This is a genomic window from Pantoea sp. S61, assembly GCF_016625145.1.
In the GTDB taxonomy this organism is placed as follows: Bacteria; Pseudomonadota; Gammaproteobacteria; order Enterobacterales; family Enterobacteriaceae; genus Pantoea; species Pantoea rwandensis_B.
This window is the reverse complement of record NZ_JACVUO010000001.1, coordinates 282618-295704: the sequence shown is the minus strand read 5'-3', so window position 1 is coordinate 295704 and position 13087 is coordinate 282618. Positions and strand designations below refer to the sequence as shown.

Annotated in this window: 14 protein-coding genes; 9 read left to right on the top strand and 5 right to left on the bottom strand. The window is 56.0% G+C overall.

From position 1 onward, the window contains the following. Positions 1-40: 40 nt before the first annotated feature. Both IAE30_RS01465 and IAE30_RS01460 read right to left on the bottom strand, forming a co-directional pair. Positions 41-733 (bottom strand): RraA family protein, encoded by a 693-nt coding sequence (locus IAE30_RS01465; protein ID WP_200537697.1) that lies wholly within the window; start codon positions 731-733, stop codon positions 41-43. 3 nt (positions 734-736) lie between these two features. Continuing rightward, positions 737-1714: a hydroxyacid dehydrogenase gene (locus tag IAE30_RS01460; protein WP_200677997.1), complete on the bottom strand. Its 978-nt coding sequence runs from the start codon at positions 1712-1714 to the stop codon at positions 737-739. Positions 1715-2193: 479 nt separating this feature from the next. Here IAE30_RS01460 and IAE30_RS01455 point away from each other — a divergent pair, with 479 nt between their 5' ends. The 8 genes from IAE30_RS01455 to IAE30_RS01420 all read left to right on the top strand — a co-directional run bounded on the left by IAE30_RS01455 (position 2194) and on the right by IAE30_RS01420 (position 9959). After that, positions 2194-2592: a DoxX family protein gene (locus IAE30_RS01455; RefSeq protein WP_200537701.1), complete on the top strand. Its 399-nt coding sequence runs from the start codon at positions 2194-2196 to the stop codon at positions 2590-2592. Between the two features lie 37 nt (positions 2593-2629). Continuing rightward, positions 2630-3106, top strand: a complete 477-nt coding sequence (locus IAE30_RS01450) for a heme-binding protein (RefSeq protein ID WP_200677995.1) — start codon at positions 2630-2632, stop codon at positions 3104-3106. Between the two features lie 2 nt (positions 3107-3108). Beyond that, positions 3109-3765, top strand: coding sequence for a sorbitol dehydrogenase family protein (locus tag IAE30_RS01445; protein ID WP_200677993.1), 657 nt, complete (start codon positions 3109-3111; stop codon positions 3763-3765). 21 nt (positions 3766-3786) lie between these two features. Next, positions 3787-5379: a GMC family oxidoreductase gene (locus IAE30_RS01440; RefSeq protein WP_034829792.1), complete on the top strand. Its 1593-nt coding sequence runs from the start codon at positions 3787-3789 to the stop codon at positions 5377-5379. Continuing rightward, entirely contained in the window at positions 5379-6776 is a 1398-nt protein-coding gene (locus IAE30_RS01435; RefSeq protein ID WP_234472649.1) for a cytochrome c, read from the top strand. The genes IAE30_RS01440 and IAE30_RS01435 overlap by 1 nt, the downstream gene beginning before the upstream one ends. Positions 6777-6841: 65 nt before the next feature. Then, positions 6842-7309, top strand: coding sequence for a heme-binding protein (locus IAE30_RS01430; RefSeq protein ID WP_045815402.1), 468 nt, complete (start codon positions 6842-6844; stop codon positions 7307-7309). Between the two features lie 241 nt (positions 7310-7550). Then, a complete protein-coding gene (locus tag IAE30_RS01425; protein WP_200677991.1) occupies positions 7551-9491 on the top strand; it encodes a methyl-accepting chemotaxis protein in 1941 nt (646 codons plus the stop codon). Positions 9492-9605: 114 nt separating this feature from the next. After that, positions 9606-9959: an MmcQ/YjbR family DNA-binding protein gene (locus IAE30_RS01420; RefSeq protein WP_200677989.1), complete on the top strand. Its 354-nt coding sequence runs from the start codon at positions 9606-9608 to the stop codon at positions 9957-9959. On the opposite strand, the gene IAE30_RS01415 is transcribed toward IAE30_RS01420, so the two are convergent. Continuing rightward, complete coding sequence (locus IAE30_RS01415; protein ID WP_200537710.1) at positions 9943-10941, bottom strand: class I SAM-dependent methyltransferase; 999 nt, start codon at positions 10939-10941, stop codon at positions 9943-9945. The two genes, IAE30_RS01420 and IAE30_RS01415, sit on opposite strands and share 17 nt — an antisense overlap. Positions 10942-11050: 109 nt before the next feature. Here IAE30_RS01415 and IAE30_RS01410 point away from each other — a divergent pair, with 109 nt between their 5' ends. Beyond that, entirely contained in the window at positions 11051-11893 is an 843-nt protein-coding gene (locus tag IAE30_RS01410; protein WP_200537711.1) for an AraC family transcriptional regulator, read from the top strand. Here IAE30_RS01410 and cybB read toward each other — a convergent pair. Continuing rightward, positions 11890-12429 (bottom strand): cytochrome b561, encoded by a 540-nt coding sequence (gene cybB / locus IAE30_RS01405; RefSeq protein WP_200537834.1) that lies wholly within the window; start codon positions 12427-12429, stop codon positions 11890-11892. The two genes, IAE30_RS01410 and cybB, sit on opposite strands and share 4 nt — an antisense overlap. Positions 12430-12522: 93 nt before the next feature. Beyond that, the gene (locus tag IAE30_RS01400; protein WP_200677982.1) at positions 12523-13017 is read right to left on the bottom strand and encodes a MarR family winged helix-turn-helix transcriptional regulator; all 495 of its coding nucleotides are present in this window, start codon (positions 13015-13017) and stop codon (positions 12523-12525) included. Positions 13018-13087: the final 70 nt, after the last annotated feature.

The window sequence follows — 13087 nt, the reverse complement described above, 5'->3', positions numbered from 1 at the left end:
ATGGCCGCGCCCGATAACACAGGTGATTCAGGCTATAGCGTTATACCGGGCAGCCTTTCGCGCGCAGAATGGCGTTGAAGCGCTCAGGATCGTTGTTGCCTGCTACGTTGCTGGCGCGGATCTTCTCCTCACGCTGTGCATGTTGCTGCACGCGAGGCAGCAGCACACTCAGCTCATCCTGCGGGATAGCAATCACGCCGTCGGCATCAGCCACGAGCAAATCGCCCGGCGACACCACCAGTCCCGCACAGTGCACCGGGGTATTCACTTCACCTGGACCTTCTTTGGAAGGGCCGCGCAAAGTGTTGCCGCGTGCCCAGCAGGCAATACCGCCTTCTGCCCATTCATTCAGATCGCGCACGGCACCATCAATCACGAAACCGGCAATCTTTTTGGTGATGGCAGAGGTGCGCATCAAGCCGCCGATTAACGCCTGGGTCAGATCCCCCGACCCATCAACAACGATCACATCGCCTGGCTGCGCCATTTCGATCGCTTTATGGATCATCAGGTTATCGCCTGGACGGACTTTCACGGTGATCGCCGGGCCGCAGAGCACCAGATTGGCATCGTTGTGATACGCCTGTAAGCCCAGCGCACCGACACTGCGTCCCATGGAGTCGCCAATGTTTGGCACGGGCAGTGCACGGAAGGCATCAATCACGCCCGCATCAATTGGCGCACCGCGCTCACCAATGAAATAGCCAATCGGCCAGTCTTTATGGATGGTCATAGGTTAACTCCGGTTTAACACCTGCGGATTGACGCAGGCGGATGGGTTGATCTGTTGGTTATCAAGAAATGCCAGACATTGGCGTGCTGCACTTTGTGCAACGGCATCCAGTGCCTGCGGGGTGGAACCGCCAATATGCGGAGTCACGATCAGATTGCTGAGCGCGCGGAACGGATGGTCGGCAGCCAGCGGCTCAATTGTCACCGTGTCCAGCGCTGCGGCACGCAGTTGTCCGCTTTGTAGCGCGGCAGCCAGCGCATCCTCATCAATCAATTCGCCGCGCGCGGTATTGATCAGCGTGGCGTGAGCGGGCAACTGCGCCAGACGTTGCGCGTTGATCATCAGGCGGGTTTTGGGCGTGACCGGACAGTGCAGGCTCAATACATCCGCCAGCGGCAGTAAATCGTCCAGCGAAGCACAGCGCTGCGCACCTTCAAAGTCGCCATCAGCCGGGGCGGCAGGATCGAAAAATGCGACCTGCATCCCAATCACACGCGCGAACCGTGCCACGCGTCGGCCGATTTCGCCGAAGCCGACCAGACCCAGGGTTTTGCCCTGTAGCTCTTCGCCATCGCCGCTGCGGGTCCAGCGTCCGGCAGCGACTTCCTGCTGGAAATAGGGCAGACGCCGCGCGCAATTTAGCATCAGTGCCAGCGTCAACTCGGCAACAGACTGGGCATTGGTCGCTGGCGTGGTCAGCACCGGTATACCGCGTTCGGTAGCCGCTGACACATCAATATTGGTGACGCCAACGCCGTGTTTGCAGATGATTTTCAGCGTCGGACAGGCGTTGATGGCTTTCGCGTTCAATTCAACGGTGCGCGATATGACGGCGTCATACGCCACGCTGCTCATACGCAGTTCAACTTCCGCAACGTTATTGGCGTCATCCAGATAATCGACCACACAGCCTGCTTCAGCGAGCAGTTGACGGCCTCCCTGGCCGAGGCTCGTTGTGGTCACGAGAAAGCGATAAGTCATGTCGGTTCTCCGATAGGGTTTACGTCATCCTGGCATCGACAACCGATAAAAAATATTCTGCGAAGGTTATTAATTCATTCCTATCGGGAATAACAACGAGTGACGCGAGTTGAAACGCCAAACCGCACAATGTTTTTTTTTTGTTAACAAACAGATCGCACATGGCTGGAGTTGTGCTTTGCTACACGCTTTAGGATTTTTACTTAAAAAAACCGTTAAAAACGTAGAGTTAGCGGAGCGCTCTACCGCATATCACCAGTTAAAAGGCCGCATAAATAGTGTGATCCACTTCAAAAATCATCCTCAGCACCCTGATACCTTGCAGTTATTTTATCGTCGTTGAATTGAGCAAAGTGCGCTGCAAAGTTGCACAACTCATGCGCCGGGCGTTTTTTAGCCGCACGAAATGATAAATGTAACTAAAGTTATAGAGTGTACCGTTTGGTTCATTAACAACTAGATAATAGAACGGTTACATCATGACTCATACGAAAGATCTCCTCGCTGTGCTCGGCCGCGTTATGGCGGTGGGTCTGTTCTTCGCTTCCGGTCTCGACAAAATCACCCATTACGCAGACAACCTGCAAACCATGGCGGACAGCGGTGTACCGGCCTTTTTCCTGCCGCTGGTGATCTTGCTGGAAGTGGGCGGCGGTCTGGCAATTGCCTTTGGTTTTTTGACGCGATTCACCGCCATTTTTATGGCGGTGTTCTCGGTTTTGGCGGGATTCCTGTTCTATCAGGGATACAGCCACGCACACCTGATGGTGTGGTTAAAAAATATCTCCTGCGCTGCCGGTTTCCTGATGCTGTGTCTGAACGGCGGCGGTAAATGGAGCCTCGATCATCTGATTCAGCAACGTCTAGCACGCCACTGAGTTTCTCCTTCAACCTTAATATTTCAGGACAACATCCATGAAAAAACTCCCGACAGTGCTGCTGTGCGGTGGACTTTTCTGTGCCGCGAGCCAGGCCGCCGAACCCGTTAACCAGGTTGCCGTATTAACCCATCACCAGGCGCAACAGCTGGTAGCGAAAGCCGAACAGATTATCGGTAGCCATCACATCGGCGGCGCGATTGCCGTGGTCGATCCTTTTGGTCAGCTGATCGCCTATGAGCGTCTGGATGGCGCCACGCTGGCGAACAGCGAACTCGCGCCGAAGAAAGCGCACTCGGCCGCCGCCTTTGGGGTGCCGACGTCCAACTTTCAGCAGAAAATCGCTGCCGGAAATGTCGGCATGCTCGGTAATCCGGTGGTGGTACCGCTGCCAGGCGGTGAGCCGGTGAAAGTGAACGGCGTGGTGGTGGGCGCTATTGGTGTCAGCACGCCAGATGGCAATGTGGATGCGGAAGCGGCGCAGGGCGCGCTGTCCGCGCTGAAAGCAGGTTAGCCATGGAAAGAAGACGTTTTTTACAGCTGATGATGGCCACACCGGTCATCGTTTCTATCCCGTTGCAACCGCTGTTAGCCGCACCTGCCGATGCCTCTCAGGCATTGCTTTTGCGCGCCAGTGAACTGTTAACCGGACGCCGTGGCCTCGATATCGGCATCACTGAACGATTATGGACGCTGCTGTGTGAGCAGGATGCAGGATTCCCGGCTCAGTTAGCGCGCCTGATGACGCGCCTCAATGCGTTGCACAGCGAAGATCGTGAGCAGATCGTCGCGCAGCTTGATGATGCCGATGTCAAAACGGCGTTGACGATTATTTCGCCGTGGTATCTCGGTTACACCGGCCATCCCTCCACCACCAAAGCCGTGGATGACGCGCACTTCGTCACCTTCCTGTCGGCGCTGATGTATGAACCGACGCGTGACCACACCATTCGTCCCAGCTATGCGCGGGCGGGCGGTGATTACTGGGCCGAAGTGCCACCGGGCGTGATCGCGCCACCGATGCCCGGCTTGATCCGCGAATGGGGCGATCAATCGCCCGTCGCCGCAAAGCAGATTAAACAGCCTGATGCACCCTGGTTACTGATGGTGCAGGGCAAAGCCAAAACCCTCGTGGAAGCCGAGGCGATGCTGGCGCAGCACAATACCCTATAACAAGAATCGAGCAGGTACATCATGAGTGAATTTGATGCTGACGTGGTGATCGTCGGCTCCGGTGCGCTGGGCGCCAACGCCGCTTATCAGCTGGCGAAAGCGGGCAAGTCGGTGATTATGCTGGAAGCAGGGCCTTATATTCCGCGCTGGAAAGTGGTGGAAAACTACCGAAACGGTGCCAGTAAACGTAACTGGTGCACGCCTTATCCGAATCTGCCGTGGGCACCAAACTCTTATACCGAAGGGTATATCGATGCCAAAGGGGATGACGATTTCGAGTATGTCACCAGCTATTTACGCGTAGCCGGCGGCAGTACGCGCCACTGGGCATCGGCCTGCTGGCGCCTTCTGCCCAATGATTTCAAGCTGAAAAGTGTGTACGGCGTTGGCCGCGACTGGCCGTTTGAATACAGCGAGCTGGAACCCTGGTATGTCAAAGCCGAGCGTGAAGTGGGCGTGGTAGGGACCGCCGATGAAGATCAAAGTGGGCAAGGACGCGGTCACTATCCACCACGATCAGCGGAATATCCGCTGCCGCCGGAAGCCAAGCCGTATATGGTGCAGCGCATGCAGTCAAAACTGGGCCCGATGGGTTATCAGGTGATTCATGAGCCGCACGCGCGTGTGTCACGGCCTTATGATGGTCGTCCGGCTTGCGCGGGTAACAACAACTGTGAGCCGATCTGTCCGATTGGCGCGATGTATTCTGGTGATATGCATGTCGATAAAGCGGTGGCGCTGGGCGTGCAGCTGCGCACCGAGTGTGTAGCCTGGAAGCTGGAGAAAGGCGCAGGTAACAAGATCGTCGCGCTGCATTATCGTCAGCCCGATGGCAAAGACACGCGCCTCACCGCGAAAACCTTCATCATCGCTGCGCACGGGCTGGAAACGCCAAAGCTGCTGCTAATGAACGATGTGGCCAACAGTTCCGATCAGGTCGGTCGTAACCTGATGGATCACACTGGTCTGAGCCTGACTTTCCTTGCCGATGAACCGCTGTGGACCGGGCGTGGTTCGGTGCAGCACGGCACCATCGCCAATCGTCGTGATGAAGCCACACGCGCACAGCACTCGGCGATCCGCTATTCGCTGCGTAACCTGGTGCCCAACGTCGATGTCACGGTGCCGCTGCTAAAACAGGGCATGATGGGTCAAGCGCTGGATGATGCGATTCGTGACCGCGCTTCGCGCATCATGAATATCAGTACCATGAGCGAAACGCTGCCGAGTCCCACCAACCGCGTGACGCCAAATTACGATCGCAAAGATTCGATTGGACTGCCGATGCTCAACGTCAATTACCATCTTGATGATTATGTGCGCGGTATGCGCCCTCAGGCTTACAAGGATTTTGCTAACTTCCTGCAGGCCTTTAACGGTGAAGTCATTGAAGCACCGACTGGCTGGCGTAATCAGTATCACATCATGGGCACCACCATCATGGGGGATAACCCGCGAGATTCGGTGGTCGATGCGCATTGCCGTAGCTGGGATCATCCCAATCTGTTCCTCGCCACCACTGGCGTGATGCCCACCTCTGCGACGGTGAATCCCACGCTGACCGGCATCGCCCTGGCGCTGCGTATGGCCGATACCATCGCGAGGGAGATCTGATGATGCGCAAACCTATCAGACATCTGGCTGCAGCAAGCCTGTTGCTGGCCGGTGCTGTGCAGGCACAGGATGCTTCGCCGGATCTGGTCAAGCGAGGGGAATATCTGGCCACCGCCGGTGACTGCTCGGCCTGCCATCGCGATCCACACAGTGGTAAACCCTTCTCGGGCGGTTACACGATTCAGTCACCCATGGGGATGATTTACGGCTCCAATATCACGCCGTCGAAAACTGCCGGGATTGGCAACTATAGCCTGGCGGATTTCACCGACGTGATGCGCAAAGGCAAAGCACCGGGTAATCATTATCTCTATCCCGCTATGCCTTACACCTCCTTCGCCGGGCTGTCAGATGAGGATATCCACGCGCTTTACTCCTATCTGATGCTGGGCGTGCCCGCCGATGATCATCCGGCCCCCGAAACCGATCTGCCATTCCCGTTCTCCTTCCGTCCGGTGATGGCGATGTGGAATCTGCTGTTCCTGGATAGCAAGGCCGTGCCGGGCAGCAATGCGGCAGCAGGGAGTGCAGAACGGGGCGAGTATTTGGTCCGTACGCTGGCGCACTGTTCCACCTGCCATACGCCACGTAACGGCATGATGGCGGAACAGGGCGATCGTTTCCTCTCCGGCGGCAAGGTTGGCAGCTGGACAGCACCGAATATCACGCCAGATACACAAGCAGGTATCGGTGACTGGAGCAAAGCGGAGATAGTTACTTATCTGCGCACTGGCGCGCTACACGGTAAAGCGATTGCCGCAGGTGAGATGGGTACAGCGGTTCAGAACTCGTTCTCGAAAATGCAGCAAAGCGATCTGGAGGCAATGGCACATTATCTGAAGCAGGTGCCTGCGATCGGCGGCGCTGATCGTAAAGCGCCTTCTGTTGCACCGCAGGCCACGCCGCTGTCAGCCATCGAAACCGGCATGAAAAATGAGATCACGGACTATGTCTCAGGCGATGCCATGAGCGGGGCACAACTGTACAACGGTGCCTGCGCCACTTGCCATGCCAGTGACGGACGCGGAACCCACGATGCTCAGCGCTTCTATCCCGCGCTAGTGGGATCTTCAGCGGTGCTGTCGGACGATCCCGCCAACCTGATCATGACCATCGCGGAAGGCGTGGATCGCCAGACCGGCAACGATCACGCCTTTATGCCGGAGTTTCGCACCCAGTTTAGTCAGGCCGAACTCACTAAAGTCGCGAACTATGTCTCCACCAACTTTGGCAACCCGCAGCATGTCATCACTCCGGCTGATGTGGAACAAACGCTGAAAGGCGAAAGCGGCAGCTGGCTGGTGCGATACGCACATGTGCTAAGCATCATCGGTGGTGGGGTTGCGCTACTGGTGGTGGTTGCGGCGTTGATCCTTGTGCTGCGCCGCCGGAAATAACTTTTATGGGCGACGTTGAGGTCGCCCGCATTCATCACGGTACGACCCTTTAAGGAGTGACTTCAATGAAAAAGGCTTTATCCCTTGCGCTATTGAGCGCCGCACTGTTCGGTTCTGCTGCCGCACAGGCCACCCTGACGCAAACCATTCTCTCGCAGGGTGATGCGCAGAAGCTGATCGCGGCCGCGCAGGAAAAAGCGCATGCGCTGAACGCCAACGTCTGCATTGCTGTGTTGGATCAGTCAGGCCAACTGCTGGCGTTTAACCGCATGGACAATGCGCCTGTCGGCTGCATCGATTCTTCGATTCTGAAAGGCCGTGCGGCGGCGTTGTATCGCACGCCAACAGACAAATACATGGATCGCGCCAACGGTAAAGAACCGGCTATTGCCACCTTGCCGGGCGTCATCCCGCTGGGCGGTGGTTCACCGGTGGTGTGGCAAAACAATACCATTGGTGCCGTGGGTGTCAGCGGCTCTGCTAACCCAAATGAAATCGCCATCGCCAAAGCCGCGAGCGAAAGCTTTAAATAACGGTGCTTGTCGTTACCTGGATGTTCATGACGTAAAGGTGCTTCCTGATGCACCGGCGGGCGGCCTGAGGGCCGCCCGTGCCACACAACCCACGGCGAATCAGCCTCTCATTACGCTCTGCTCCGACCTGCTCACCCATCAAGTTCCTGCGCCGCGCGCCGATAGTCTCTACAGAGGGATGTAGGTGCACAGGGAGTGGTTCATTTTTAACCGAAAAAGTGTCAACTCCAGGAGCGCCATAATGGCCAAACTTGCATCATCAAAGAAAACAATGAGCACCCGCACGCAGATGCTGCTGACGGGCGCCTTAACCATCACCCTCGGTTTTGCCGTGACCATCGGCGTCTTGAGCTGGCAGTCCAGCAACGAGCAGAAGTCATTGGCTGAAAACTACCTGCAGCAAATTGCCCATACCCAGGCGCTGCAAATCCAGCAGGAACTCAGCTATGCACGAGACGTGGCACATAACCTCGGGCACAGCCTGATTGCGCTGCCAGCGGCAGGGATCCAGGATCGTAAGGTTGCCGATAAAGTCATGGAGTCGGCACTGCGCGATAATCCTGACTACCTGTCGATTTCAGTGATCTTTGAAGAAAACGCCTTCGATGGCCGCGACGCCGAGTTCGCTACCCAGCCGGGTGCTGCGCCGAAGGGCCGTTATGCCTTCTTCGTTGATCGCGATCAGTCAGGCAATTTCAAGATGCACCCACTGACGTCGATCTTTACACCGGGCCAGGGTGACTACTATCTGCTACCACAGAAAAGTCAAAAAGACACCCTGATTGAACCCTACAGCTATGCCTATAACGGTGTTCCAACACTGCTGACGTCCGTGGCGGCGCCGATTCTCAGCCAGGGGAAATTGTGGGGTGTTGTGACTTCAGATATTTCGCTGGCCTCGTTGCAGGAAAGGGTGAATAAAATCAAACCCTGGGAAGGCGTGGGCTACGCCATGCTGTTATCCAGCGCGGGCAATGTGGTGTCTTACCCGGATAAAAACCAAACCAGCAAAGCGTGGAAAGGCGATACCCATCACTACAGTTCAGACGTCATGGAACAACATGACGCGTTACTGGGTGAAGATGCATTGGTCACCTGGCAGCCGGTGGTGATCGGCAATAGCGATCAGAAATGGTATCTCGGGGTGGTTGCGCCGGTCAGCAAAGTGATGGCGGCGGCGCATCATCAACTGGTCAACGCCGTGATCCTGATGGTCATCAGTATTCTGGTGGTCTGTGCACTGCTGGGCCTGTTATTCAGCCGTAAAGTACTGAAGCCGATTGGTGGCGAACCGCTTGAAGCCGCGACCATTGCGCTGGCGGTGGCGGATGGCAAACTGGATAACGTCATCACGTTGAAAGGGCGTGATAACAGCAGCCTGTTTTATGCACTGCATACCATGCAAAACCAACTGCGCGAGATTGTCGGCCAGATCCAGGATGCCAGTTCCTCCGTTCGGCAAGGCGCAGGCGAAATTGCCAGCGGCAACCTGAATCTGGCTTCACGCACGGAAGAACAGGCGGCGGCACTGGAACAAACGGCCGCCAGTATGGAGCAGATCACCGCCACGGTGAAACACAACGCCAACAATGCGCATCAGGCAACGGCGTTGACGGAAAACGCCACGCAGATCGCCAGCCGGGGTGAATCGCTGGTGGGTGAAGTGGTACAAACCATGGCGCAGATCGACGATAGCGCGAAGAAGATCGGCGATATCACCGCCATCATCAACAGCATCGCTTTCCAGACCAACATTCTCGCGCTCAATGCGGCGGTGGAAGCGGCGCGTGCCGGTGAGCAGGGGCGTGGTTTTGCTGTGGTGGCTTCTGAAGTGCGTAATCTGGCGCAGCGCAGTGCCAACGCGGTGAAAGAGATTGCGGCGCTGATAGAAGAGTCGAGCCAGCGAGTTGGCAGCGGTGTGCAACTGGTGCAGGACGCCGGTAAGACCATGCAGGAGATGACCCAGGCAGTGAACTCAGTGCGCACTATCATCGGTGAGATTGTGGTGGCATCCGATGAACAGGCGCGCGGTATCAGCCAGGTCACCATCGCGGTGAATGAAATGGACGGCACCACGCAGCAAAACGCCGCGCTGGTGCAACAGATGTCTGCCGCCGCCAGTTCGCTGGAAGACCAGGCGGCACAACTGGCGCAAACGGTGGGACGTTTTCAGTTGAGTTGAGATAGTCGTCTGAGTTGAAGAGCTTGTCACAACAGGCCGCGCCTTATAACGTAAGGTGCGGCCTTGTGCTATTGGGGCAAGGCCGGCAATATCTTCCACACATCGGGAACCACCATGAATCGTCAGCAACTGTTCGACCACATCAGCCAAACGTACCAGATAGAACCTGACTATCCGTGGAAAAAACACAGTGAATACGCGGTTCTGCGGCACCCACGCCACCGTAAATGGTTTGCACTGGTGTTTCCGCTTGAGAGCCATAAACTCGGTTTGGCCGACGGTCCGATGGTTCAGGTGATGAATATCAAAACCCGTCCTGAAATTACCGGTTCCCTGCGCCAGCAGCACGGTGTCTATCCGGCCTATCACATGAACAAAGAGCACTGGATCAGCCTGACGCTGGAAAACGGCTTACCGGATAGCGAGATTGTTGCACTGCTGGACGACAGCTTTAGCTTAACGTTTTAGGTTTTCGCGCCAGGATGACATCGAGCGGCGACATCGGAAACGGTTGCATCCGCTGGACGCGCTCAATAGCAAATCCTGCCTGCTGTAATTCCTCGCACAATACCCCTTCATTTGTGACGTTGTAACCTCTCATCATTAATGGGGTAAAGAATGGCAGCACTTGCCGTGCTTCCTCTGGATTTACTGGGATTTCTGCATGGGCGCTGATCAGCAATCCGCCTGGCTTTAAACGCGTGAACCACTCGCGCAGCATCGCCTGTCTGTCCGCCATAAAATAGAGAAACGATGAACTCCAGATGATGTCCACCTGCCGCTCTTTCGGAAACGTCGCCAGAGCGCAACAGCGATCGCTTAGGCTGGCTTTTTCGATATTGCGCTGCGCGATGGTGGCAGTTTGGGGCAGGTCAAACACGATCACCGAAAGCTGTGGGAAGCGTTGGGCTAACGCAATGCTGATTAGACCCGGTCCGCCCCCCATATCCAGTAACAGCGCCGGACGCTGAAAATCAGCCAGGGTATCAGCGATTGCGCAGGCGGTGTCCGCGCTCAGCGCGCGCTGTTCCTGGGCGATTTGGTGCAAGGCGGCATCCGCCCACGCGGTATCGATTTGCAAGGGATCCTGCCAGCCGGGTTCCGCCTGGGTCAGCAGTTGTGGCAAACGTTGAGCAAACTGCTGTAACACCTGATGACGATAGCGCCAGGCGTCACCAATATAGCGGCGACTGCCGTGACACAGCCAGGCATGCACATTCGGCGCCAGTACAAAGCAGTCAGCTTCATGCGACAGTAATTCCGTACTCCATAACAGACGTAACAGATGATATGCCTGCTGTGGTTGCCAGTCGTAGTGTTGAGCGACTTGCGCAGCCGTGGCAGGTAACGCCAGAAAATCAAACAAGCGATGTTCAAATGCTATTGCCACAGCGCCGTTGAGGGCATGCTGAGCCAGCAGTTGATCGAGGGTAGTTAGCGGGTAACGCATGGCAATCTCCTGAGCGGGTAACGTGAACATCAGACTAGCCTTTCGCGTAAATGCAATTTATTCTCATTTGTCTGCAAGACGGTGATTTAACTCTGCGGGAGGAGAAAGGATGCAGAAACCCGGCGAGATGTATGTGCGCCAGCATCAACTGTCACAAGATATGCGCATGGTGCAATCCGATTACTGGCCCGTTGAGGCGCTCTGTGAGTCTTCACGGCCCACTCACGAGCAGCCACAGCTGGTGCTGACCTTTGGTCTGCGGGGAGAATCCCGCTTTCGGGAAATCAGCGGACGTGAAATAGCCTTCAGCGCCGGGCATTTGACCGTCACCAGTTTTCAGTCCAGCCAGGGCGAGCGCTTGTATCGCGCAGGTGAGCGGGTGCAGCAGGTGCGCCTGATCCTCAGTGCCGCGAATGTACGCCACTATTTTGGTGAAATAGCGGCAGCAGGATTGCTACAGCCACAGCTCAAACGCCATCTGTTTTGCCGATTCGGTCATGCTACCGCTGCGCAACTCAATCAAGCGCATCAAGATCCGTTGCGACTGGAAATTCAGGCGCTCAGCTTGCTGGCATTGCATCGTCATCAGCTTCAACCCACGGAAACGCTTCACAAGTTGCATCCACAGATAATTGAACGGCTGGAACAGGCACGCGACTGGATGCGCAATCATCTGGCGGATGCTTTCTCGCTGAGTGCGCTGGCGCTGGCCGCAGGGTTAAGTGACTACCAGTTGAAAAGAGGGTTTCAGCAGCATTTTCACTGCACGCCGGGCGCGATGTTGTTGCAGATGCGCATGGAGCACGCTCATCGCTTGCTGGAACAGGGATTTCAGGTGGCACAGGCGGCATGGCAGGTAGGTTATCAACATCCGCGCAATTTCAGCGTAGCGTTTCAGCGCTTTTTTGGACGCCCGGCCAGTGCCATAACCGGGCGCAAAAGAGAGGACTAACGCGAGCGGCGCGATGGCATCATGCGCAGTAATGTGTTGTCTTTGAACAGATAGTGATGGGCGAGTGCCGCGACCGCATGAATGCCAATCAGCCAGTAACCGTAAGGCGCGAGCGTTTCATGCCAGTCCGCAATGCTGTCAGCAAAGTCAGGATCGGGGTCGCCGCTCACCGGCATAGGAATACCGAAAATCCACCAGGTGCGGCCCATATAAAAGCGCGACAAAATGCCGAGTGTCGGCAACACAATAAAGAACAGGTAGATCGCCAGATGCATCAGGTGCGCCAGGCCAGTCTGCCAGTGTGATGGTTTCGGTACAATCGCTGGGCTGCGATGGCGAAAACGCAGAATGATACGAGAGAGCATCAGCACCAGCACACAACTCCCTGCGCTGAAATGGCCAATAATCATAGCAAAGCCCTGCCAGGATCCCCGCGTCGCTAACCCGCGAAATTCCATGGTGCAATAGGCTGTGACGACCAGCAAGAAGGTCAGCCAGTGAAGAAAAATCTGCGAGGGGGCGTATTTGGTGCTCATCATTTATTCCATCAGAAGGCAAAGCAGAAGCGCTAACATAGCGGAAAGCGCACTGAATTAATTCATATTTTGACACATCCACGGACGAAATACTTACCGCTGGGCTTCTGATGTCTGCATTAGCTGGCTGAGTAACGTCTGCAGTTGCTGTTGTTGATCAAGACTCAACGCCGCCAGCAGATCACGTTGGGTCGCAGTATGAACCAGCAGGGCTTGCTCAATCTTTTCACGACCGGCATCGGTTAAGGCAACCAGCATGCTGCGTTTATCATCAGGATCGGCCACGCGCTCAATGGATCCCACCTCTTCAAGGCGATTAAGCCGATTGGTCATCGCGCCGGAAGTGATTAACAGCGATTTGTAGAGTTGGGTGGGTGAGAGGCAATAAGGTGCACCCGCACGGCGCAACGTGGCGAGCACATCAAATTCTCCCTCGCGAAAGTGAAAGGAAGCCAGTGCCTCAGCGCGCCGGGTGGCGAGGTGTTTCATAATGCGCAGCATGCGGCCAAATATCGCCATTGAGGAGGCATCCAACTCCGGCATCGCATTGGCCCACTGCTCGATAACATAATCAACGTGGTCGGTCATTTTTCCTCTCGAATGTGGTGCTTTGTGCGCACCCCTCTATCGAAAGGCCGCAAAGTATCTTAACGTTAAG